The organism is Rossellomorea sp. NPDC071047, assembly GCF_050270195.1.
Classification (GTDB): Bacteria; Bacillota; Bacilli; order Bacillales; family Bacillaceae_B; genus Rossellomorea.
Genome location: NZ_JBNNJT010000002.1, coordinates 745022 through 768986 on the forward strand (window position 1 = coordinate 745022; position 23965 = coordinate 768986).

The 23965-nt window shown below is 42.3% G+C and carries 23 protein-coding genes and 2 riboswitches; of the genes, 13 read left to right on the forward strand and 10 right to left on the reverse strand.

What is annotated here, in order from left to right; genetic code table 11:
* Window positions 1-157: 157 nt before the first annotated feature.
* The gene (locus ACQKFO_RS11610; RefSeq protein WP_427598798.1) at window positions 158-1408 is read right to left on the reverse strand and encodes a helix-turn-helix domain-containing protein; all 1251 of its coding nucleotides are present in this window, start codon (window positions 1406-1408) and stop codon (window positions 158-160) included.
* A gap of 310 nt (window positions 1409-1718) precedes the next feature.
* Entirely contained in the window at window positions 1719-2192 is a 474-nt protein-coding gene (locus tag ACQKFO_RS11615) for an acyl-CoA thioesterase (protein ID WP_427598800.1), read from the reverse strand.
* Window positions 2193-2341: 149 nt separating this feature from the next.
* Window positions 2342-2532, reverse strand: a riboswitch (cobalamin riboswitch).
* A gap of 103 nt (window positions 2533-2635) precedes the next feature.
* Here ACQKFO_RS11615 and ACQKFO_RS11620 point away from each other — a divergent pair.
* The 4 genes from ACQKFO_RS11620 (at window position 2636) to ACQKFO_RS11635 (ending at window position 6121) form a co-directional block, all read left to right on the forward strand.
* A complete protein-coding gene (locus ACQKFO_RS11620) occupies window positions 2636-3415 on the forward strand; it encodes a helix-turn-helix domain-containing protein (protein ID WP_427598801.1) in 780 nt (259 codons plus the stop codon).
* Window positions 3364-3573 (forward strand): hypothetical protein, encoded by a 210-nt coding sequence (locus tag ACQKFO_RS11625; RefSeq protein WP_427598803.1) that lies wholly within the window; start codon window positions 3364-3366, stop codon window positions 3571-3573. The genes ACQKFO_RS11620 and ACQKFO_RS11625 overlap by 52 nt, the downstream gene beginning before the upstream one ends.
* 13 nt (window positions 3574-3586) lie before the next feature.
* The gene (locus ACQKFO_RS11630; RefSeq protein ID WP_427598804.1) at window positions 3587-3955 is read left to right on the forward strand and encodes a DUF1761 domain-containing protein; all 369 of its coding nucleotides are present in this window, start codon (window positions 3587-3589) and stop codon (window positions 3953-3955) included.
* A gap of 654 nt (window positions 3956-4609) precedes the next feature.
* Window positions 4610-6121 (forward strand): flotillin family protein, encoded by a 1512-nt coding sequence (locus ACQKFO_RS11635; protein ID WP_427598805.1) that lies wholly within the window; start codon window positions 4610-4612, stop codon window positions 6119-6121.
* A 75-nt stretch (window positions 6122-6196) separates the two neighbouring features.
* On the opposite strand, the gene ade is transcribed toward ACQKFO_RS11635, so the two are convergent.
* Window positions 6197-7939: an adenine deaminase gene (ade, locus tag ACQKFO_RS11640; protein ID WP_427598807.1), complete on the reverse strand. Its 1743-nt coding sequence runs from the start codon at window positions 7937-7939 to the stop codon at window positions 6197-6199.
* Between the two features lie 75 nt (window positions 7940-8014).
* A riboswitch (purine riboswitch) is annotated at window positions 8015-8116 on the reverse strand.
* A 227-nt stretch (window positions 8117-8343) separates the two neighbouring features.
* On the opposite strand from ade, the gene ACQKFO_RS11645 reads away from it, so the two are divergent.
* The 8 genes from ACQKFO_RS11645 (at window position 8344) to ACQKFO_RS11680 (ending at window position 16576) form a co-directional block, all read left to right on the forward strand.
* The gene (locus ACQKFO_RS11645; protein WP_427598808.1) at window positions 8344-9135 is read left to right on the forward strand and encodes a DUF4397 domain-containing protein; all 792 of its coding nucleotides are present in this window, start codon (window positions 8344-8346) and stop codon (window positions 9133-9135) included.
* Window positions 9136-9149: 14 nt separating this feature from the next.
* Window positions 9150-9755 carry a class F sortase gene (locus ACQKFO_RS11650; protein WP_427598809.1) on the forward strand — a complete coding sequence of 202 codons (606 nt, stop codon included), beginning with the start codon at window positions 9150-9152 and terminating at the stop codon, window positions 9753-9755.
* A 122-nt stretch (window positions 9756-9877) separates the two neighbouring features.
* On the forward strand, window positions 9878-11266 hold the full coding sequence (locus tag ACQKFO_RS11655) for a bifunctional metallophosphatase/5'-nucleotidase (protein ID WP_427598810.1): 1389 nt from the start codon (window positions 9878-9880) through the stop codon (window positions 11264-11266).
* 141 nt (window positions 11267-11407) lie between these two features.
* The gene (locus ACQKFO_RS11660) at window positions 11408-12370 is read left to right on the forward strand and encodes an alpha/beta hydrolase (protein ID WP_427598811.1); all 963 of its coding nucleotides are present in this window, start codon (window positions 11408-11410) and stop codon (window positions 12368-12370) included.
* A gap of 14 nt (window positions 12371-12384) precedes the next feature.
* Window positions 12385-13482, forward strand: coding sequence for a threonine aldolase family protein (locus ACQKFO_RS11665; RefSeq protein WP_427598812.1), 1098 nt, complete (start codon window positions 12385-12387; stop codon window positions 13480-13482).
* Window positions 13483-13702: 220 nt separating this feature from the next.
* Window positions 13703-15100, forward strand: coding sequence for an FAD-binding oxidoreductase (locus ACQKFO_RS11670; RefSeq protein WP_427598813.1), 1398 nt, complete (start codon window positions 13703-13705; stop codon window positions 15098-15100).
* Window positions 15097-16080 (forward strand): bile acid:sodium symporter family protein, encoded by a 984-nt coding sequence (locus tag ACQKFO_RS11675; RefSeq protein WP_427598814.1) that lies wholly within the window; start codon window positions 15097-15099, stop codon window positions 16078-16080. The genes ACQKFO_RS11670 and ACQKFO_RS11675 overlap by 4 nt, the downstream gene beginning before the upstream one ends.
* A 130-nt stretch (window positions 16081-16210) precedes the next feature.
* Window positions 16211-16576, forward strand: a complete 366-nt coding sequence (locus ACQKFO_RS11680; RefSeq protein WP_427598815.1) for a PH domain-containing protein — start codon at window positions 16211-16213, stop codon at window positions 16574-16576.
* 167 nt (window positions 16577-16743) lie between these two features.
* On the opposite strand, the gene ACQKFO_RS11685 is transcribed toward ACQKFO_RS11680, so the two are convergent.
* The 4 genes from ACQKFO_RS11685 to ACQKFO_RS11700 all read right to left on the reverse strand — a co-directional run bounded on the left by ACQKFO_RS11685 (window position 16744) and on the right by ACQKFO_RS11700 (window position 20552).
* On the reverse strand, window positions 16744-17751 hold the full coding sequence (locus tag ACQKFO_RS11685; protein ID WP_427598816.1) for a FecCD family ABC transporter permease: 1008 nt from the start codon (window positions 17749-17751) through the stop codon (window positions 16744-16746).
* Window positions 17751-18755 carry a FecCD family ABC transporter permease gene (locus ACQKFO_RS11690; RefSeq protein WP_427598818.1) on the reverse strand — a complete coding sequence of 335 codons (1005 nt, stop codon included), beginning with the start codon at window positions 18753-18755 and terminating at the stop codon, window positions 17751-17753. The genes ACQKFO_RS11685 and ACQKFO_RS11690 overlap by 1 nt, the downstream gene beginning before the upstream one ends.
* Before the next feature lie 71 nt (window positions 18756-18826).
* A complete protein-coding gene (locus ACQKFO_RS11695) occupies window positions 18827-19756 on the reverse strand; it encodes an ABC transporter substrate-binding protein (protein WP_427598819.1) in 930 nt (309 codons plus the stop codon).
* Window positions 19707-20552 (reverse strand): ABC transporter ATP-binding protein, encoded by an 846-nt coding sequence (locus ACQKFO_RS11700; protein WP_427598820.1) that lies wholly within the window; start codon window positions 20550-20552, stop codon window positions 19707-19709. Before ACQKFO_RS11700 ends, ACQKFO_RS11695 begins: the two co-directional genes overlap by 50 nt.
* Before the next feature lie 184 nt (window positions 20553-20736).
* On the opposite strand from ACQKFO_RS11700, the gene ACQKFO_RS11705 reads away from it, so the two are divergent.
* Window positions 20737-21786, forward strand: coding sequence for an NAD(P)/FAD-dependent oxidoreductase (locus tag ACQKFO_RS11705; RefSeq protein WP_427598821.1), 1050 nt, complete (start codon window positions 20737-20739; stop codon window positions 21784-21786).
* A gap of 33 nt (window positions 21787-21819) precedes the next feature.
* On the opposite strand, the gene ACQKFO_RS11710 is transcribed toward ACQKFO_RS11705, so the two are convergent.
* The 3 genes from ACQKFO_RS11710 to ACQKFO_RS11720 form a co-directional block, all read right to left on the reverse strand.
* Window positions 21820-22524 carry a DUF421 domain-containing protein gene (locus ACQKFO_RS11710; RefSeq protein WP_427598822.1) on the reverse strand — a complete coding sequence of 235 codons (705 nt, stop codon included), beginning with the start codon at window positions 22522-22524 and terminating at the stop codon, window positions 21820-21822.
* Window positions 22525-22623: 99 nt separating this feature from the next.
* Window positions 22624-23349 carry a TerC family protein gene (locus tag ACQKFO_RS11715; RefSeq protein WP_427598823.1) on the reverse strand — a complete coding sequence of 242 codons (726 nt, stop codon included), beginning with the start codon at window positions 23347-23349 and terminating at the stop codon, window positions 22624-22626.
* Window positions 23350-23552: 203 nt separating this feature from the next.
* Window positions 23553-23861 carry a hypothetical protein gene (locus ACQKFO_RS11720; protein ID WP_427598824.1) on the reverse strand — a complete coding sequence of 103 codons (309 nt, stop codon included), beginning with the start codon at window positions 23859-23861 and terminating at the stop codon, window positions 23553-23555.
* Window positions 23862-23965: the final 104 nt, after the last annotated feature.

Here is a 23965-nt window from a genome sequence, read left to right on the forward strand (position 1 = left end):
TTTCATTGATTTTTGTTTGATTTTGAATGGTGTTTCAGGAGAAAAGATGTAAAAAAATGATGGCGAATGGGGGTTGTGAGCAATGCCAACGATCGATGTGAAAAAAGAAAAAATGATAAAAAGACTCAACAGTCCTTTTATCATTTCAATAGGAGGGTCACTCTAATTCATAATAACTTATTTCATTAGACATCTTATCAGATGCAAGTCTGAATCCTTTCTCTGTTTGCCCGGTTTTCACATAATATAAAAATAGTTGTCTTTCATAATGCTGATACATCAACTGGCTCCCCGTTTTTTTGAAGTGGGGAAGAGCTGTACGTTCAATATACTCATATAGTTCTTTTTCATCCTCATTAATGGTAAGTAAGTAAATCTCAAAGAATACATAGCTTGGATCCTGATGCTGAGTGGCCATATTCAGTCCTTTTGTCGCTAAGTGATTGAGTTCCCGGGAAGATAGTAGATTCCCTTTCATGCAAGCAAGTATATATCCACTGAGCGTAACTAAATAATGTGATGCCGGCGTTTCGTCATTGATAAGATTTAATGCTTCTTCATAGGATGTCTTTGATTCAGAATATCGTTTTCTCCTAAAATATTCGAATCCAAGATTATTATGTATCTTATGCGCCCGATCGTTTGAATTGACTGATTCACAGACTCTGAGGAGCTTATCGTACTGTTGTTTTGTTTCTTCCATATCAAAGGGTTCCTTGGCATTCAATTGGATTAAAATTAACGTTTCCGAATCGATAACCCTAAGGATATTTAATGTTTTCTGGAAAAATTGCAAAGCTTTTTGCCCATAATAATAGGCAAAGGTGTTTGAATGAATGGAATGATAGGCTAATGCCAAATGAAAATAATATTCGGAGTTGGGATATTCATCGTCAATCTGTTTCAATACATTTATGCACGTGTTAAATTGTCTTGTTGAATGATAGTAGATCCCTTTGACATGAAGCAATAAATTTTGTTCGAAAGGGGATAGAGAATAGTTTTTATTTTCGAACATACCCAGGATTTCCTTGGCTTTTCCATGCTTGTTCAAAAATAAATAATATCTTGCCAGGAAAAGGTTGTATTGAATGATGAAGTCAGATAAAAACCTTAAAGGTTCCTTTTCAATTTCCCCTTTAAGTTGATGGATGTCATTGGTCCGAATCATAATAATCGCATCGTTCCATCCCGATAGCTTAGCCTGTAAGGAATGATAACGGGAACGTTCAACATCCATTTTAATTCCAAGCTTCCTTGCGAGTAAATCAGTAATTTCACTTGAATACTCTGTGATGCCTCTTTCAATTTTACTAAGATGTGTGGTGGAACAGATACCCTGAGCAAGCTGTTCCTGAGTCAATCCTGAATCTTCTCGATGAAATTTAATTAATTTACCTTCGATCATAGTACACCCCGAGTGATCAGTTTGTTTATCATTATAGGGAAATATCTTTGTTTGTTCTATAGATGGGGGACAAGACGGAGGTCTGAAGGCAAAAACATCCAAATCCAATGGAATCTGCTTTACTATACTGATTTTCTCTATTCTGCATCCAGCTCATTCAGGACTTCTATCCTTTCGACAAAACGATAAACTAGATAGATGATTCCTGGAACGGAAGAAAGGATCACGGGATAATAATCTCCAAAGTTACACTCAGAGCTTAGAAAACTCTGAGTGTTATTGTTATATTAGTTAGTGACTCAGAGATTGTTTATAAAATAAGCGCGCGATTCTTTCTATGCTCTTTTCGCAAAGGAGCCGTTTTGAATAGTCTCGTTTCTTCTTCCGTTTGAGGAATGACCATTGGCACCGGCTTCGGCTTTCCATCCTCATCAACGGCGACCATTGTAAGGAATGATTCCGTCGTCAGAGTTTTGACACTCGTTACGAGATTCGTAGAGTACACCTTTACATACACTTCCATTGATGTCCTGCCGGTGGAAGTGACGTATGCCTCAAGGCTTAGAGCATCGCCGACCGTGGCGGATGATAAGAAGTCGACGGAGTCAATCGATGCCGTGACGACGACTGAACTGGAATGTTTCATGGCGGATAGGGCCGCAATCTCATCTATATAGGATAAAACCTTTCCTCCAAAGATGGTCTGCATATGATTGGTGTCGGGTGGCAACACCAATTTTGTTTGTATGGTTCGTGAACGTTCGACTGAATAAGCTTGTTCCATTTTCTCATCTCCCAGTTTGTAGTATGAAACAAAAAAGCATCTCCTTTTAAAAAAGAAGATGCGGCTATTCCAGGTAAACGTTCTGAGGACTGTGATTCCCCTTGTGACGTCTCATTAGCGCAACACCCTCCTATCTCCCGTAGGAACTTCTGTGTTCTTCTCATTTGGCAGGTCTCCTGGCTCAGCGTCAGCGATTTCGCATTCCTTCCCATTTCGATTCGAAACAGTGGATCCATACGAATTCTCAGCCTTACAGTGGCGGGACCGCGTTGGACTTTCACCAACTTCCCTTTTAAGAAAATGTGCTAAAGATCATCTTCACCAATGAGCAATGATTAAATTGTGAACGCTTTTATTTTATCATAACCCTTAGTGAGTGAGGAGAAGGATTATGGTAAAATTTATAAACAAGTGCTTTTCAAAAAGGTAGTGAGGTCTGAAAAATGCCACAAGACAAAATACATAGAAACCAAATCGATAAAGTAGTAGAATATATCGATCAACATCTAAGCGAAGATTTATCCTTAGAACAGTTAGCCAAAGTATCAACCTATTCCCCTTATCACTTTCAGAGGTTGTTTAAAGGGCTGATCGGTGAAACACCGGCAGGTTATGTGAAAAGGATGCGCTTGGAAAATGCAGCGCATATGCTCATCTACGAGCCACAGCTTCCTATCACACAAATTGCGTTCATATGTGGTTTTTCATCGTTATCCTATTTCACCTATTCTTTTAATGCTTACTTTAAAGCGAGCCCCAAAAGCTGGCGGGAAGGTGCCTATTTAGAGCGTTTTCCGCGGGAATATCTTAATAGCAAGAAATCTAAACTTTTCAGCACAAAAGCCAAAGCATTCCAGGATGAAGAATCCTATAATGAGTTTAAATGGCTGGATTTATCGAAAGTGAAGATCGCTCATTTTCCAGAGTGTTCAACCGTCAATAGATTCTATATCGGGTCATATATCGAAGGCATTCCAGAAGCCTGGCAAGATCTATACAGATGGGGAAATGCCAGGAACCTCATAGAGAAGAGTCCTTTGATATTCGGAGTGCCAAAGAGCAACCCTTATATTACCCCACCTGAAAAAAGTAGGTTGAGTGTCGCTTGGCTGTCGAAAATCAAGAGGACGCGGAAGGTGAGGAACTCTATCTATTTCGAGGCAGTAAGCATGTGGTTTATGAATTCGATGAACCTGTCGACTACCGGGAAAGAGGGAAGTTAATCGAATGCTATTCTGAACTTTACAGCTATTGGTTGCCGAAAAGCGGATACAGATACCTGGGGAATCCAGTTGAGCTTGTGGAAATGATCAGTCTACAAGGAACACTCGATATTGGATGTAACATTAAAGCGATCGCTTTAGCCATTGAGCCGAATTAATGGAGGAATAGAGATGGAATTAAATGTGAATTTGCTCGCGATATTGGCGGGGGCTGTGGTGTATATGGTATACGGCGGAATTTATTATTCTATTTTACTAGGAAAGAAGGATCAGGATAGTACTGGACCGATTAAATATGCAGTGGCTGTTATTGTTGCATTTATCAGCTCACTTCTTGTTGGGGTTTTCGTTCAAGCCACCGGTTCCAATGGTATAGTCGAAGGAGCTTTGACAGGTGTACTCATGGGAATTCTTATTTCCATTGTCTACTTGAAAAATGCTTTATTTGGTCTTATGACAAAACGGATGTTTCTTATCGCGATTGGAGATCATCTCATCATATTTACCCTGTTAGGGGCCATACACGGCTGGTTGTTGTAGATTGTATGCTCGAACCTTTAAAGGTTCGGGTTTTTTTATATGGCTCTTTTCGCAAAGATTGTTGTTTTTAACATAAGTTCTGCAAGGCTCTGTCAATTAGTGTGTGCTAGATGGTGAGGGGAACTGCTTCGCTTGCAGCTAGCGTTCGGCCGAGCCTCCTCAGCTTCGCTTCCGGGGTCTCGGCACGACCGTACTTCCGCAGGAGTCTACGCAGTTCCCCTCACCATCTTCACGAGAATTTTCGTGACAGAGCTACAAGGTGTCCAAAAAACAATCTAACTAAAAAACAGAATTCTTCTTTAAAAGGGAATCATCAAAAGGGAATCATCTTAAAAGAGGTTGTTTGCTAAAATTCTTGTTTTAATTGTTTTCCGTTAAGGATTCATGCTCAGAAAGTTGATTGGAGCGGAAGGAGGCTCACCGCCAGCCCCGCGGAAAGCGAGCATCCTGTAGCGGAAATCAACTATTACTCTCTCCTCTACAATAGCAACAAACTTTGTGAAAACAGCCTTTTATATAAAATTAGGATATTCACCTAAATTATTGAAACTTTTCTAACATTCTTTCGTAGATAGTATTGTAGCTAGCACTTTTATTTAAAATTAAATCAGATTTCATGCTGGTTTAAACAAAATGTCGAGAGGGGTTGTCAGAATGCTAGGATCATTAAGTGTCATCGGATTTTTCATGTTCCTGATTCCTGTACTGGTTATTGCTGCAATTGCAGGGATTGCCTATTATTTCTGGATGAGGTTTCGTTATCGTACAGCGAGATCCAACCAGGCACTGATCATTACAGGACCTAAACTGGGGGATCCTGAAAAGGAAACGAATATTTTCACCGACCAGGAAGGGCGTTCCATGAAAATCATCAGAGGTGGAGGGTACAGATTAAGACGTTTCCAAACATCCACACCTGTTAATCTTACATCCTTCCAATTAAAGCTATCGACACCGAGAGTATACACAAATGGCGGAGTACCGATCGTTGCAGACGCCGTGGCGATGGTGAAGGTGGCCGACACATTAAACGGTATTGCGAACTATGCCGAGCAGTTCCTTGGTAAGGATCAAAAGGAAATTGAAGATGAAATCATCGAGGTACTGGGAAGTAATCTTCGTGCGATTCTTTCAAAAATGACAGTTGAAGACATTAACAGCAACCGTGAAAAATTTAACGCTGACGTATCAGAAATCGCCCAGAAACAGCTGGATCTCATGGGCTTCAAAATTACGTCACTCGGGTTAACTGACATAAGAGATGCAGACGAAGAAAATGGATACTTAAAAAATCTTGGTCGTCCACGTATCGCCGAAGTTCGCAAGCAAGCTGAAATTGCAGAAGCAAACACCGAGCGTGAAACCCGTATTCACCGGGCCCAAACCGATCAAGAAGCGAAAGAGGAAGAATATAAGCGTCAAATTACCATTGCCCAATCGAAAAAAGAGAAGGACATTAAAGACGCAGCCTTCAAAGAAGAAACAGAGCGGGCAAGAGCAAAGTCCGAGCAGTCCTATGAGTTGGAAAAAGCCAAACTTACCAAGGAAGTGAAAGAAGAAGAGTTAACCCTTCAATTCCTTGAACGTGAACGTGCCGTTAAGCTTGAGGCAGAAGAATCAAAGGTTCGTAAAACGAAAGCCGATGCCGAATACTACGAAACCACTCGTAAAGCGGAAGCGGAAGCGCGCAAGGCTGAAATTGACGGGGAAGCGAAAGCCAAGATCCGAAGAGAAGAAGGTTCTGCCGAAGCTGATGTTATCAGAGAAAGAGGTAAAGCGGAAGCAGAATCCCGTAAACTGCTAGCGGAAGCAATGGAGAAACATGGCGATGTCATCATTACAGAGAAACTTATCGAAATGCTGCCAGTTTTCGCAGAGAAAATTGCCCAGCCTCTTAACAATATTGACTCTGTTAAAATCATTGATTCCGGTAATGGCCAGGGAGTCCCTTCCTTTGGGAAAAGCATCACCAGAACGATGCTTGACATGCAGGAACCACTTCGCGAAATGACTGGTATCGATGTAGGTGAATTACTGAAGTCATATGCAAACAGATCCCATGAAAGACCTTATCAGCCAGCAATTTCAGAGTCGGCTGACAAGGAAGTTGCTGTGACGAGCGAAAAGGAAGAAGCAGATATAAAAGAAGAGAGTCTAAGTAAATAAAGAGAAGGAGATGTCTCGGGTGTGTGGAGACATCTCCTTTCTTAATGTTATAAAAAATCGATTTCTTTGAAGTTCTTACTCTACCCCAACCTCAATATGCCGGGAACCTATAACATCAAACAATCCTAAATCTGTGAGCTTCAACTCGGGGATCACAGGCAAAGTGAGAAAAGAGAGAGTCAGAAACGGATTAAAGTCCCCGGAGAAGCCCATTTCTATAAACGCATTCTTCAACTCACGGAGCCCTGATACCACTTCTTCAAATCCCTGATCCGACATCAACCCTGCAATTGGTAATGGAAGAGAGGCGATGACATTTCCGTCGCTCACCATCACCAGGCCACCATTCATTTCGTAAAGCGCCTCAATCGCTTGCAGGATATCACGATCATTTGTACCGGTTGCGACAATATTATGGGAATCATGAGCAATGGTGGTAGCGATGGCCCCTTTTTTCAATCCGAAGCCTTTTACGATCCCCAAGCCAATATTTCCTGTCCCATTATGTCTTTCAACGACAGCCATTTTAAGTTGATCTTGCTGAATAGAAGGGATAAAGAATCCATTTTCTACTTGAACCCTTTCAATCAGTTTATGGGTTCTAAGGTGGTTAGGGATGATTTCGATAATATGTGCTTCTTCTGTAACGCCCATTTCAATTTGGAGATGTTTTTCAGTTAGTTCAGGAATATGAACAGTTGAAGTCAGAGATGGTTTTGGCGTCGGTTTTACGATTGAGTTGCCGAGAAACTGACCATGTGCAACTACTTGTTTCCCTTCTTTGTACACCTCTGATATAGAGATCGTTTTAATATCATCCAATAAGACAAAATCCGCATCGTATCCAGGTGCAATTGCCCCTTTACTGTGTAACCCATAACATTCAGCAGCATTTAAAGAGGCGATGCTAATCGCCAATAGAGGATCGAGACCTTCCTTGATTGCTAAGCGGATATTGTGATCGATGCTGCCTTCCTCGATTAAGTCATCCAGGTGCTTATCATCTGTACAGAATAGACAGCGACGGGCATTTCTTTCGTTAACAACCCCAATAAGTGATTTTAAATCCTTGGCCACGGATCCTTCACGAATGAGAAGGTACATACCCCGGCGTATTCGTTCCAAAGCTTCAGTGATAGTGGTGCATTCATGATCGGTTCGAATTCCTGCAGATTTATAAACATTGATCGCATTTGTATCAAGCCCCGCTAAATGTCCGTCCATATTGTGACTATACTCTGAAGTGACAGTGATTTTTTCAACAATGGAATCATCGCCTTTTTGGAGGGATGGGTAGTCCATGACCTCTGCGAGTCCAAGGACACGCTCATGCTTATAGAAAGGTTTCAGCTCTTTTGCTGTAAGCGTTGCTCCTGCATTTTCAAATGGAGTTGCCGGCACGCAGGATGGAAGCATGGTAAACACATCTAATGGAATGTTCTCAGAATCACTGAGCATGAATCCAATTCCTTCTTCTCCGGCTACATTCCCGATTTCATGAGGGTCTGTAATAACGGTCGTAACCCCATGAGGCAGGACGACTTTCGCAAATTCGGATGGTGTGACCATGGAGGATTCAATGTGGACATGGGCATCGATAAAGGACGGACTAATATATCTCCCCTTGGCGTCGATTACCTGTTTCCCTTCAAATTCCCCAATTCCAACGAACATGCCATCAATAATTGCGACATCTCCATCCATGATGTCGAGATTAAACACATCTATTATTTTCCCATTTTTTATGACTATGTCTGCGAGGCTTTCTTTATTTGCAGCTGCAATTCGTTTTTTCAATATATCTTTATTTGTACCCATGAAATCCTCTCCTTATCTAAATAAAAACCCCGGGAATCACCCGGGGTTTGACATAGAGAGAGAAGAGAAGGGACTCCTGCCCCTGCTCCCTCTCGTAGTCAAACCATTTACGGTAGTTTGGTAGAAACTTTTGGACCATATTTCCAATATTATACGAGTATTTGGATAAGATTATTTGTTGAAATGATTATTTCACATTTTATCTGCATCGGATGGAATGTGTCAATGGTAATCAGTTTAAGTGCTTTATTGAAAATAGTCTTCCTTTTGTGAGTGAAAATGTCTTCAGAGAGTTGAATGTGCTAACCTGACAGTTTATTGATTGATATATTTCTCTATTAATTATACATTTTATATACAAGTAAAATACAAAACTTGTACAAAACACAAAAGGAGTGAAAGAAATGAAAAAGATTTTCTCGATTTTGGCAACTGTCATGTTAATGTTATCACTGGCTGGAGGTGCGTTTGCGGCTGAGAATGATGCAATGGTGCGCATTGTCCATGCTTCTCCCGATGCTCCTGCTGTCGATGTGTATGTGGATGGAAATGCAGTGGTTGAAGGTGCAGAATTTAAAGCAGCAACAGATTATATGAATCTTCCTGCAGGGGATCACAAAGTTGAAATTTATGCTGCGGGAACAATGGGAAGTGAAGATCCCGTCATTTCTCAAGATTTAACAGTTGAAGCAGGAATGGCTTACACAGTAGCGGCTGCCAATACAGTGGAAAACCTGGAATTGGTAGTAGCACAAGATTCAATGGAAGTAACAGAAGGTATGACTAAGGTGCGCGTCGGGCATCTTTCCCCTGATGCACCTACTGTTGATGTTGGTCTTGTAGGTGGAGATACGTTATTCAGTGGAGCTGAATTCAAAGCGATTACTGATTATCAGGAATTAGATGCAGGAACATATGACTTAGAGATCAGAACACCAGAAGGAGAGCAAGTGTTGGACCTGTCTGGAACGATGCTTGAAGAAAACACAGTATACAGCGTGTTCGCAATCAATACAGCAGATCAATTGGAAGTACTTGTCCTGAAAGATTATACGCTGATGCCTGGCAGCATGCCTGAAACAGGTATGGGTGGAGCGGCAGCTGAACAATCATCTACCCTTCCAATCGTCCTTGCAACAGTAGTATTAGGTGGAGCAGCATTACTGTTTGTATCTCGTAGAAAACTGCAAAAATAATGAAAAGGCTACTATTGTCTATTCCCTTGATGGCTCTTCTGGCAGCATGTGCTGCCGAAGAGCCTCAAGCGGTTACGGAAAATGAAGTTCAATCATCCACGATTGTAAAACCTGTTCAACCCGTCAGCCCTGTAAATCATGCATCAAATGAAGAAATAATCAGTATTAAGCCAACCTCTCTATCAATTCCTAAGCTTGATTTAGAAGCACCAATTAAAGAATTCGGTCTTGATAAGGAAGGAAATATGGAACTTCCTGAAAACGGAGAGGATGTTGCATGGTTTGAACCGGGCTTTCAACCGGGGGAAAAAGGGAATGCCGTCCTTGCAGGACATGTAGATGATGAGAAAAAGCCTGCTGTTTTTTTTGAATTAAAAGAACTTGAGCGTGGGGATGAAATCCATTTACAAGATAAAGATGGAGCAATCCTGACATTTGTAGTGAGGGAAAAAGTCGCTTATCAAAAAGATGACGCGCCTCTTAGAACCATTTTTGGTCCCAGTGAAAAACGCATGCTTAATTTGATAACGTGCACAGGTTATTTTGACAGGGAAATCCATAATTATGTAGAACGATTGGTTGTCTATACAGAACTGGTCGAAGAGAATAAAGGAATCTGAAGAGCTTATCTCCCATTACGTGGAAGATAAGCTCTTTTATTTCCATAAAAATCCTTTACACATAGCTGTTTTCCCTTAATATTAAAAGAGAGAGTTTTCTGAAAAACATTTTGGAGGTTAAGATGAAATTAAAAATTATTCATACCAATGATCTACACAGCCATTTTGATGCGTTCTCGAGAGCAGCGTCCTTGATTAAAGCGCATAAAGACGAGAACACACTTATTCTTGATGGGGGGGACTTTGCTGATTTTAGAAGCGTCGAGCTTCAAGGAACGAGAGGAATGGCAGCTATCGAACTGTTGGAATCTGTCGGCTATGATGCGTTAACAATTGGAAACAATGAAATGTTCAATGGATTCGATACGCTTGAGCATATGGCAAGTAATACTCCCGTACCGTTTATTAGTAATAATCTTTATAGGAAAGATAAAACGTTGGCCAATGGGGTGAAACCAAGCGTCATTCTGGAAAAAAACGGTTTACGTATCTTGATTACAGGCTCGTCTCCGGACTTAGGAGGTTTCAATGACGGTCTGGGTGTTCATATCACCAATTATAAAAATGCAATCGTAGAGGAAATAGAGCGTAATCGTGGAAACTATGATGTTTGCATTCTTCTTAATCATGTAGGGACACCAGCGGATGATGGGCTGGCGAATGAACTGGATGGAGTCGATATCATCCTATCTGCTCATGACCACAAGCTTTATTCACAAGCTAAAGTTATGAACGGGACCGTGATGAATAGTGCAGGTTGTTATGGGGAGTACATTGGAATTGTGGAAGTGGATGTAACAAAGGATGGTGTCAAATTACTCCGGGGGGAAACGATTGCTACGGGATCTTCTCCTATCGATCAAGAGGTCGTTGCCATTTTAAAAGAAAATAAAGAGAAAGCGATTGACGTATTAAGCAGGCCATTATATAAACTCGACCAGTCCCTCTGGCATGATGTGATTGCGGAGAACCCAATCACGAATTTAATCGCCGACGGGCTGCAGGACATGTTGGAATGTGATCTTGGCTTGATCAATAGTGGAATAGTGAACGCTGGTGCATTTGATCATATCAGCAACAAAAAATTGGTCGAAATCTGTCCATCTCCCTTGAATCCAACGTCTTTTGACATTCAAGGAAAGTATATTCGTACGGCCATCCAGCAGTCTCTGGATGCTGGAGTTTGTTTAGCTGATGGAAGAGGCCCGGGATTCCGGGGGAAATTCGTTGGAAGGCTCCATGTTTCTGGAGCAGAGATTACTCATGATGGTAAAAGAATATCGGAAATCCTCATTAGGAATGCTCCTCTCGAAGATGAGAAGTGGTATTCCGTTGCGTCATCTGATTATTTGCAAAGAGGATCCGGCTATGAATCCCTCGCCCATAACCGGAATGAAAAATACCTGGCGGAAGAAATCCGCGATGTGATCAGGATTTATGGGGACCGGAAGGATTTTATCGAGAAAGCTTATTTGACCAGGTGGAAGGAAAGTAGTGACGTCATGGTTTAGAGCGCAAGAGTACATTGGTGATTTTGAATATGAATTTGAAAAACATCAGCTAAATAGCACATATGAATATGCCTTATTCTATGAAACTCATACCAGCTTCAAGTAAAATAGACTTAACTACGTGTACGAAGGGGCCGTGTCATGAAAAAACGTATCGCATGGATCATGAGCAGTTTGTTGTTGTTATTGGTGGTAGGTCTAATTGTAGCCGGAAACTATTTTTACGAAGTTGCAATTAATAGAAGTAATGAGGCAATAGAACTATATGGCGGGACGGAAGAAGCGGTTGAAGCCGTCAGTGCTTTGGAGGAAGAACAAAAAAGATTAGAAGAATTAAGGAACTGGACAAGTAAGCGGAACTTCGAATCGGTTGAGGTAGAAACAGAGGACGGCTTGACCCTTAGGGCTCAATTCCTTGAAAATGAGTCACCGAATGGGAAAGTCGTTATCCTCGCCCATGGGTATAAAGGGAACAGCGAGCAGATGCCTGAAATCACAAGATTCTATTACGAGGAAGGCTACAATATTCTCAAACCCGATGCGAGAGGGCATGGAAAAAGTGAAGGGGATTATATCGGTTATGGCTGGGACGATCGATTGGATTATAAAGAATGGATCAATCTCTTAATCAATGAAAAAAGGGAAGAATCCATTTTTTTGCACGGTTTTTCCATGGGGGCAGCAACCGTATTGATGACAAGTGGTGAGGACCTTCCCGAAGAGGTGAAAGGAATCATTGCAGACAGCGGATACACCTCTTTGGAAGAAGAACTGACTCATCAATTAAAATATCTTTACCGCTTGCCGGCATTTCCGATTATGGAGGTAACGAGTGTGGTGACGAAGGTGCGAGCAGGCTATACCTTCAGAGAAGCCTCGGCACTCGACCAGGTGAAGAATAACAAATTACCTCTATTCATCATTCATGGAGATCAGGACGAACTTGTTCCAACCGAAATGGCTAATCGCCTGTACGAAGCAACGAATACCATGAAAGAATTATGGATTGTACCAGGCGCCGGTCACACAGAAGGCTTTACGGTAGAAGAAGAGGAATACAAGAAACGAGTGAAGGGATTCATTGAAAAAGTGATGAACTCATAAAAGGGAGCAAATCGATGGGAGAAAAGACTTTATTTGAAGCGTATAAACAAACTGCTAATCAACTTCAGGGACATGGGAAACGAAATCTGGATGTTCTTAAAGAAGCTTTAGTAGATGTAGATGGTGATTTGGAAAGTGATATATACGGATCGGGTAGGATAATAGAGGACTTCCAAAAGAAGATGGCAAACTTCCTGGGTAAAGAAAGTTCTGTTTTCTTCCCGAGTGGAACGATGGCTCAGCAGATCGCCCTGCGTATCTGGTGCGATCAAAAAGATTTGCACAGAGTGGCGTACCATCCTTTATGTCATTTAGAGATTCATGAAGAAGATGGGCTGAAGAAGTTACATGGAATTGAACCGATTCTATTGGCTGACAAGGAGCGTGTGATTGGACTCGAAGACGTGATTGGACTTGAAACTGATATCGCATGCTTACTGTTAGAGCTGCCTCAAAGGGAAATCGGTGGTCAACTACCAGACTACGAGACTCTCGAAGCCATCTCAGAATACTGCCGGGATAAAGGAATCAAGCTTCATTTAGACGGTGCCAGACTTTATGAAATTCTGCCCCATTATGGGAAAACATCAGAGGAAGTCTGTACTCTTTTCGATAGTGTCTATATTTCATTCTATAAAGGGATCGGTGGAATTGCAGGTGCGATCCTGGCAGGAAGTGAGGAGTTTACGAAAGAATCAAAAGTATGGAAAAGACGTCATGGCGGTGATCTCATCAGCCTCCATCCATACATCCTGAGTGCAGATCACTATTTTGACCAACGAATCAACAATATGGAACAGTATTATGAAGGAGCAAAAGAATTGGCCTGTCTTTTTAACGCCTGCCAGGGTGTATCAACTCTTCCTGAAAAGCCTGTTTCCAATATGTTTCATGTCTTCTTCCACTATCCACAAAAAGAAATAGAAACGATTTTGATGGATGTCTATGACGAGACAGGTATCGGTTTAACTGGTTATGTAAAAGAAGTGACTGAAAATGAATGTGCATATGAAGTAAGTATAGGGGATCAATACGAGAACGTATCAAAACAAGAATTGAGTAAGCTATTTGTAGTGTTGGTTGAGAAATTGAAAAAATTGATGGAGAAATAAACGATTGTATTGCGGTACCGGATGATTCCGGTACCGCTTTTTTTGAGGGACGGACCTCTACCAATACAGAATCCGTGCCATTATAGCATTCTTCTCATCATTCACTATTTTGGAGGTCCGTCCCTCACCGGAGAAAGAAATACCTTTTTTACTATTGAAATATTCTGATTATTAGGTATAATTCGATACATTATACATTTTTAAGAAGGGGAGAGGGCATATGAGTGTGAAGGATAGTCGATTGGTGGATGAACTGGGGGAAGTCGTAGATAGTCATCGGGTGACGTTGAATGAAACGATTTTGGAGCAGCATGGGAAGGATGAATCCTATCATAGGCCAAGCTCTCCGGATATAGTGGTGTTCCCTGAAAGTGCGGGGGAGGTGAGCGAGATTGTGAAGGTGGCAGCCGCTCATCATACACCCATTATCCCGTTTGGTCTTGGTACAAGCCTTGAAGGTCATGTGATTCCATATGATAAAGGAATCACCATTGATTTTTCCCGGATGAATAAAATTCTCGAGGTGAGGGAGAAGGACTTTCTTGTAAAGGTCCAACCTGGTGTTACACGTTCACAATTAAATAAAGAATTGAAGAAGTATGGTCTCTTTTTTTCAGTTGACCCCGGTGCTGATGCGACCCTCGGAGGGATGGCTGCAACGAACGCAAGTGGGACGACTTCTGTAAAATATGGAGTCATGCGGGATCAGGTCCGGGATCTAGAAGTGGTACTTCCGGATGGAGAAGTGATTCACACAGGCAACATGGCTCAGAAATCGTCGTCCGGCTATCACTTAAACAGTTTATTCGTAGGTTCAGAGGGCACGTTGGGATGCATTACGGAGTTGACCCTACGCGTATATGGCATTCCTGAGCATATTGTGGCGGCACGTGCATCCTTCAATCATATTAATGATGCAGTGGAAGCAGTCGTGTCCATTTTACAAGCCGGCATTCCAATTGCGAGAGTGGAGCTGGTGGATGAACCATCTATGGTTCAAGTAAATCGATTCAGTGAGACGGATTATAAAGAAAAACCTACTCTTTTTCTTGAGTTTCATGGTAATGAAGCAGGTCTCCAACAAGATGTGGAATTCACCAAAGAAATTGTGGCTGATCATGACTGTGAAGAGATCGTGTTTGAAGAAGACACTGCAGCAAGGAATAGATTGTGGGAAGCGAGACATAATCTTGCCTATGCTTATGTACACGGAAACCCAGGAAGGAAGCTCATGGTGACAGACGTGTGCGTGCCCATTTCAGAACTGTCCGGTGCCGTGCAGCATGCACGAAAAAGGCTGGAAGAATTAGAGTTGATAGGGGGAATACTCGGACATGTCGGAGATGGGAATTACCATACATCACTCATGATTGATTTAAACGACCCTGAAGAGGTGAAGAGAGCGGAAATATATAACGAACAAATTGTGGAGTATGCCCTTGAACGAAATGGCACTTGTACGGGTGAACATGGTGTAGGAGTCGGAAAGATGAAATATCAACAGCGGGAACACGGTGGTGCTTTGCAGGTCATGAAAAAAATCAAGCAGGCCATAGATCCAGTTGGAATCTTTAACCCTCACAAACTAGTACATAAAAAGAAGGAGGAACAGAAATGAAACTACTCGAAACGATCAGCAATATGGCAGGTAGATATTTCGCTCTTTGGGTCATCCGCGTAGCGGCGGTAGCTTATTTTGTTCCTGCTCCATTCCTGCCATTAGGCGGTTATATAACGATACTATTAGGTGTCGTGATGTTCGGTATGGGACTTACGTTAAAGCCCGTCGACTTTCAGCTGGTACTGAAGAAGCCGTTGCCAGTCATCACCGGAGTCCTGGCCCAATTTATCATCATGCCATTGGGTGCCCTGTTGATAGCATACATACTGAACCTACCGAATGAATTAGCTGCTGGGTTGGTATTACTGGGGTCGGTTCCCGGTGGGACGGCATCCAATGTCATGGTGTATCTGGCAAAAGGGAATCTGGCATTATCCGTGGCCATGACATCACTGTCAACATTATTGGCACCGATTGCGACTCCACTGATTTTGTTAGCATTAGCGGGTCAATGGCTCCCTGTCGATCCAATCGCCATGTTTCTATCCATCGTTCAAGTGATCATCGTTCCCATCACTCTTGGGTTAGTCATTCGTAAACTATTCCCGAGCACAGTGGAAAAAAGTTTAAATGTCATTCCGTTGATTTCAGTATTGGCAATCATAATCATCGTATCGGCTGTTGTTTCAGCAAATGTTGAAAATATCGCAACCTCGGGCTTGATCATTTTCACTGCTGTGATCCTGCATAATCTATTTGGGCTTGGACTGGGATATGGCACAGGAGTCCTAATGAAATTAGATGAAAGTAAGCGGAGAGCGATTTCGATTGAAGTCGGTATGCAAAACTCTGGACTTGGAGTGGCGCTTGCAACTGCTCACTTTGGACCACTTGCCGCGCTCCCAAGTGTGATAGCAGCCGTGTGGCATAATATTTCTGGGCCGATTCTTGCGACGTTCTGGAGTAAGAAGCCTGTGAAGGAAGAGCAGGGGGGGGAATTTATAGAGGGCACAGCCAGTCGGACTGTGAGGTTATGAAGCTGAGAAAGGTACCGGATGACTCCGGTACTTTTTTATCTGGTTTGTATATTGGAATTAACCTATTACCTAATAATGGATAAAACATCTGCTATACTTAATAAGAAGAATTTAGTGGGGAGGTATGACCATGGTTGAAGTGAAAAAAACAATGAGATTCACATTTTTTGAAGAAGTGGAGGTACCGCAGGAGATACATACGATGCTCATTGAGGGGGAAGAAGCAGAAGTAGCTTATAAAACAGTAAGGGATGTTGCTGTAGTTACGAATAAGAGAATCATGATAGCGGACAGGCAGGGCATCACAGGAGAAAAGCTGGAAGTCTACACGATTCCTTTCAAGTCAATCATAATGTATTCAAGCGAGAATGGGGGAGCTCTTGATATCGATTCCGAGATTGAATTGTGGACCAAGCTGGGAAAGCTTAAACTGAGCATAAATAAGAAAGTGGACATCAGGAAGCTTGATCGGATGATTGCTGGACATATTTTGTAGGAAAAAGGACTGCATTACCAATCGTAAATGGTAATGCAGTCCTTTTCAATCAGATCAGAAAGGGACGGACCTCCACGCATCTCCTCCAACGCACAAAAGCCTGTTCCTATCAAATTCCTCGATAAAATGACATACACCAAGGTCCGTCCCTCGATTCTTAACCCATCTTATTTTTTCAACAGCAAATACATGAAATAAGGAGCCCCGATCAATGCGATCATGATTCCGGCTGGAATGCCATCGGGTTCCAGGATATTACGACCGACTGTGTCAGCGAGTAATAATAGCCATCCGCCAAGCAGTATGGCTATCGGGATGAACATTTGATTGCGTGGTCCGACCAATGCTTTGGCGATATGGGGAGCCATTAATCCGATAAAGGCGATTCCTCCTGTAACCGAAACAGCCGATGCGGCTAATGCAACAGCTACCATCAGCATGATGAAACGTTCACGATTGATGGAAACTCCTACGCCTACAGAGACAGGTTCACTTAATCCCAGAAGATTCAACATCTGAGATTTATAGAGTGCAAATGGAATCAGGATCACCAACCAGGGGAGAAGAGCCCAGATGAACGGCCAGTCTGACCCCCAGATATTCCCCGCCAGCCACATGGCAATGAAATCCACTTTTGCCCGTTCGGCACTGGAGATGAGAATGATCATGAGCCCCGACAGTGCCATGGAGAATCCGACCCCTACTAAGACTAATCTGACAGGCTGAATCCCATTACGCTTACTATACGAAAATAAGTAGATCAAGCAAGCTGTAATCAGTGCTCCCGCAAATGCAACAATAGGCAAGAGATATGCAAATGAACCGGCATCTATCGGGAAAAATAAGAAGAAGATGGCAATGGAAACCCCTGCCCCGGAATTGATTCCGATAATACCTGGATCCGCTAAGTCATTACGTGTGATACTTTGTAAAATGCAACCGGAAAGGGCAAGGGCCATCCCGGCCAAAATCGTAATGATGATTCGGGGTAAACGAATGGAAAATAGGATGAATTCTTCTTTAAATGATCCTTCACCGAAAATAGTAGGCAGTAGACGATCATATGAAACAGAAGAATAGCCCAGTCCAATACTAATAAATGTTGTTGCTGCTATAAGGATCAGCAGTCCAATAAGAAGTAATCTTTGTTTTTTGATCAAATCCGGATGTATCATCAGAAGCCTTTCCCTCCTTTATGCACGATAAATAGGAAGAAAGGTAAGCCCATCATCGCGACGATCGCCGCCACAGGTGTTTCGTATGGGGCGTTGATTGTTCGGCCGAGCGTATCTGCGAGCAACATGAATGTTGCTCCAAACAGGGTGGAGGTGGGGATGATCAAGCGGTAATCTGTCCCAACCACAGCCCGGACAATATGGGGGATCATCAAGCCGATGAATACCATATTCCCGACAAGGGCAACGGCTGCTCCTGCGAGTAGAACTATCACGATAAACAGGATCGTTTTCACAAAAGCCGTACGTTGACCCAATCCGACGGCAACTTCCTCATTTAAACTTAGGATCGTTAGTTGTCTGGATAAAAAGATTGAAACCACGATCCCGATTAAAATAAATGGAACAATCACTTGAAGCTGATTCCACGTTGTCCCGATCATTCCACCGGCCGTCCACATCGACACATCTTTGGAAAGTTTAAAATAGAGGCCGATTCCTTCAGAAATGGCAAATAAAAAGGCGGAAACGGCAGCACCGGCCAATACAATTCTAAAGGGAGAGAAGCCGCCCCGTTTCATTGAGCTGATGCCGAATACCAACAATGCCCCTACAGCAGAGCCGATGAAGCAAGCAATCATAATGCCGCAATAGCTGATGGAAGGAGAGAAGGCAAGAGCAACGGCTAATGCTGCGTTTGCTCCGGCTGTCAATCCAAGTAACCCCGGGTCTGCAAGGGGATTTCGCGTCATGCCCTGCATGATGGCTCCTGAGACGGCTAAAGAAGCTCCGACAACAATGGCGGCAACTTCCCTAGGGAAGCGGATCTCCCTCAGGATGGTGACCTTATCTCCGTCACCGCCAGGAGTCAATGCTAGCCATACGTCCTTCACAGTTGTCTCCGCAGCCCCATACACCACAGATATAAGAAAAGCAGCAACAAATAAGAAGGCGGCCCCGATTAATTTATAAAAAAATGGAATTCGCTGATCTTGAGTTTTCATAATCAATCATCTTTTCTTTATTGGAGTAGAAAGAAAGGGAATTCTTGTGATAAGAATCCCCTTTACGTTAATTAGTTGCCTAGAAATTTCTCTTTGAAGAAATTCAACTGGTAATCCAGTGTTAATGGATCATTAAAGTAGAATTCCATCATGTTCACTTCATATACTTGGTTGTTCTTTACTGCAGGAATGTTTTTGTATGTTTCTGTATCCATAAATGAGTTATCTGCTTTCGGATCTTTGCTTATAATCAGATAATCTCCGGCATACTCAGGCATAACCTCTGTTGAAAGTGCGAAATATCCAGGTTCCAACGCTTGTTCTTTTACTTTTTCAGGCATCTTCAGGTTTATTTCCTGATAAAGGATCTCTGTACCGCGACCCCAGTTGTTTCCATAAACGTATAATTGCTTATTGAAGCTTTCTATAACGGAAACGGTTGTATCTTCTCCAATTTTCGCTTTGATGTCTTCTCCTGCAGTTTGGGCACGCTTCTTGAAGTCATCTACCCATTCTGTCGCTTCTTTTTCTTTATTTAGTAGTTTACCAATTTCGATGTGCTGTGTTAAATAGTCTACTTTTCCATAAGTGTATGTAACGGTAGGGGCAATTTCATTTAACTTATCGACATTTTTAATATTGGATAGGCCGATGATTAAATCCGGTTCAAGCTCGATGATTTTTTCCAGGCTTTCGTCGGTTACTTCTTCCACATCTTTTAATTCCTTATCCCAACGGGGGTTCATTTTAGACCATGAGTCCACACCTACAACATTCACATCCAATGCCATGACGTTTCCGGCAAATGAGGATAGTACGACTACACGCTGTGGATCTGCCGGCACTTCAACCGGTCCATTTTCTGATTGATAGGTGATGGTATCAGAAGATTTGTTTTCCTTTTCTTTTGAATCTGAACCTTCTTCTTTAGTAGAACTGTTGCCGCAGGCACTAACGAGCAGCACTAACAGCAGAGTAAACGGGATGAGCCATTTCTTCATGTTGATCTTCTCCTTTTAGTAGATTATATGTGTAACACATTGGCTTGTTTGTTCGAGGATCTCTTCCTATCTCAGCATCGATCTGAAATACTTTTTTCAGGACCTCATGGGTGATGACTTCCTCACAATTTCCGGCTTTCACGATTTCTCCTTCTTTTAAAGCAACGATGTAGTCGGCAAATCGTGCAGCTTGATTTAAATCATGGAGGACCATCACAATGGTGCGTTCCTGTTCTCTATTCAGCTTTTGTAAAAGCTCTAAAACTTCCAGCTGGTGAGCCATATCTAAATATGTAGTCGGTTCATCGAGGAAGATGATATCTGTTTCCTGGGCAAGAGCCATGGCAATCCAGACGCGTTGTCGCTGACCGCCTGATAAGGCATCGACTTCCCTGAACTTAAACTCCAGGGTCCCTGTCACTTCAAGCGCCCAGTTGATGACGTCATAATCTTTCTTTGATAGACGGCCCATTCCTTTTTGATGAGGAAAACGACCATATGAAACCAATTCCCCCACAGTCAGTCCACTGGCACTCTCGGGAGTTTGCGGAAGAATCGCCATCTTCTTCGCTAATTCCTTTGTGTTTCCTTTAGAAATGTTTTCACCATCTAACAGGACGTTACCAGAATGATGGGGGATGATACGGGTAATCGCTTTCAGTAAAGTCGATTTTCCACAACCATTTGAACCAATGATCGTTGTAATTTTTTTATCAGGGATGTCCACGCTTAAGTTTTTCACGATGAGGCGTTCACCGTAGCCAATGTTTAATTCGTTTGTATAGAGGCGAACCATGTTAAGACCTCCGTTTATAGATTAGTAAAGTGATAATGATTCTCAATCTCGAACAATTTAAATACTATAATCCTTTTTTACTAATGTCAATAGAAATTTGTATTGTCAAAGCATAAAAAAAGATGTAGGATGTAATTGAGAATGATAATCAATTATATCTTGGTTACTCAAGGAGTGGACGGAAATGAATAATCACGAACTATTTGATGTGACAGTCATTGGGGGAGGTCCGGCGGGACTTTACTCAGCTTTCTATAGTGGACTTAGAGAAATGAAAACAAAGATCATCGAGTATCAACCAACATTGGGTGGAAAGATACATGTGTATCCTGAGAAAATGATTTGGGATGTGGGGGGACTCACTCCTATTCCCGGGGCGAAATTAATTGAGCAGCTTGTTCAGCAAGGATTGACTTTCGATCCGTCTGTCGTCTTGAACGAAAAAGTTGAATCCATTACACGCAATGAAGAAGGTATCTTTATATTAAAAGGTTCATCCGGGGAAAAGCACTACTCGAAAACGGTCATCATCGCAGTGGGAAGCGGAATCATCAATCCTCAGAAGCTTGATATCGATGGGGCAGAACGATTTGAAGTTTCTAATTTAAACTACACAGTCAAGTCACTGAAAAGGTTTAAAGATAAGACGGTCATCATTTCAGGTGGAGGGAACTCAGCCATCGATTGGGCAAATGAATTAGAACCAGTAGCGAAGAAAGTGTATGTTGCCTATCGAAAGGAAGCATTGAACGGACACGAAGCTCAATGTGCCCAGCTCATGAACAGCTCGGCCTCCTGCCTGCTCAACACATCTATTACCAAGCTGATTGCAGCCGCCGATCACGAAACCATTGAAAAGGTGCAACTGACCAATCATCAGACAGGAGAGGTTTCCTATTTACCCATTGATGAAGTAATCATTAATCATGGGTATGAAATAGATACTTCCCTGCTTAAAAATAGTTCATTGAATATCGACATGATCGATCAGTATTACATAGCTGGTACGACTACCAGCGAATCATCGATAGAAGGCATTTACGCAGCGGGTGACATCTTGAAACACGATGGAAAGGTGAACTTGATTGCTGGAGCATTCCAGGACGCGGCCAACGCAGTCAATAAAGCGAAGCAATTCATTCAACCAGAAGCGAATAAATTCGCTATGGTCTCTTCCCATAATGAAGTATTCAAGAAGAGAAATAAAGAACTGGTCAAGCAGATGATGAAGTAATGAATAAAGCTCTCTCCAAATGCGGAGAGAGCTTTATTTATACAAATAAATTTTAATTTTTTCTTGTTTATCGATCGTGGCAAGTAATACATCGTGCACGGTGACATTGTAAGAGGTCTTTAGCTGATCATGCAGCCAGTGTTCATCCTTATCCAGCTTCAGTAAGAGAGAATGATTGATTTTCCGATCTTCAATAACGGGTTTGGGGAGATCGAACCCTTTGGGAGACAGGGACAGATCTTTTTGAGTCACAGGCTGGTATTGTGGTTTGAGAAATATGGAGATTTCTCCCCCGGTTTCCCAAAGGGCCAACGCCACATTATCAACTTCTTCGGTCTGTTGCTTTCTTAATTCAGATAAAAGGCTGTCTAAGGGGATTCGCGCTTTCTTTAGATTTTGATATAGAATTTCCCCATTATCAATCAATGGGATAGGGGAGGGGTCGAGTATTTTCCGTATGAAGGTTGAATGCAAACTAACGTATACCCCAATCAGGTAGAGAGCGACCAATGTGCCCATGGTAAGCATGGAGCCTTTCAAACCCAGTCCTTCATCAGACAATGGGTGAGCCATGATGTTCCCTATTAGGAGCGCCATGACAAAATCAAGGAATCTTAACTGTGAAATCGATCGTTGTCCCATTAATTTAGCGATGACAATTAGAAAAATGAAGCCGAAAATAGCGCGTAAAATCCATTCCAGTGCAGTCAATGATTCTTGACTCATATAGAAATCCAAACGAACACGTCCTTACTTCTATCAACTGCCAATTAGTATCTCCAAAAGATTCCCGCACAAAACAAAAAAGATGCCTACAAATGTAAGCATCTTTTGGAATTAAGCATTATATTGTTCAATGTTTTTATTGTGGTGTGAGACAGCTTTCTTATTTACTAAGTATCCAATGAGCAATACCCCAACCGTAAGACCGATTGTGATCATATACGTAACAGGACCATGATGGATATTAAGTAAGTCTAAGAATTTCTCGTCTCTAACAATCATTTCACCCGCTGTAAATGCAAGAATTCCTGCACCCAGATAGGCAATCCAACGATATTTTTCAAGTACTCTGACAATCGCCTTTGATCCAAATATCATAATCGGAATCGAGATGAATACGCCCAGGGCAATCATACCGATATGTCCATGTGCTGCACCCGCAACGGCCACCACATTATCCAGGCTCATGACGGCATCTGCGATAATGATTGTCGTGATCGCTTGTCTAAGGCCGGTGTGAGATTTAATATTGGCTTCTTCTTCACCTTCAACCAGTACTTTATAGGCGATCCATAAAAGAAGGACCCCGCCGATCAGATGAACATAAGGAATTTTTAATAAGTACACAATAATGGCAGCAAAGAAAATGCGAAGGATGACAGCTCCTGCTGTTCCCCAGAAAATCGCTCTGTTTTGATGTTCTTTCGGTAACCCTCTCGTTGCCATAGCGATGACAATCGCGTTATCCCCGGATAATATAATATCGATTGCAATGATTTTTAAAAGTGCAATGATGGCTCCGGATGAGATGGCAAGTCCAAGTGGAAATAAGAAATCCATATTCAGTTCCTCCTTGATTCTACTAATCTATGAACGAAACACTAACTAATCTATAGTATCACAATTGATGGAATTTTGAACTGCTATTATTTCTAAGATAAATATTTCCAATTTGTGCTTGTACTATTTAATCAATGAAGGATAGGTACTTATAAAGAAAAGCTCCATCCCTTTTTTACTTAGAGATGGAGCTTTTTCATTAATTAAGATTGAGGGTAGGAAGGTGGATACGGATAAGGATACGGATAAGGGTAAGGATAAGCTGGAACCGGTACAGGGTATGGACCCGGTGAAGCAGCAGCCCCCACAGCTAAGCCAGTCACCGTTCCCGCCGCAAATCCAGGATAGTAGCCACCTCCGTGATAACCCCAGTTGCCTCCGTGATTCCAATTTGCTCCCTGGTTCCAACTTGTTCCGTGTCCCCATGTGGCGTGCCCGTGTCCATTCCCCCAGCTCGCATGCCCTCCGCCTCCGTGTATGGGTCTGTACATACTGAATCGTTTATCAAACATTACTCTCACCTTTCTCAAATAAGGAAGTTGCTTTATCATATGTGGTTTGTTTAAAAGGGTTTAAAAGTTTTAGCTGGTAAATACGAGATGAGTCAACTCCGTGA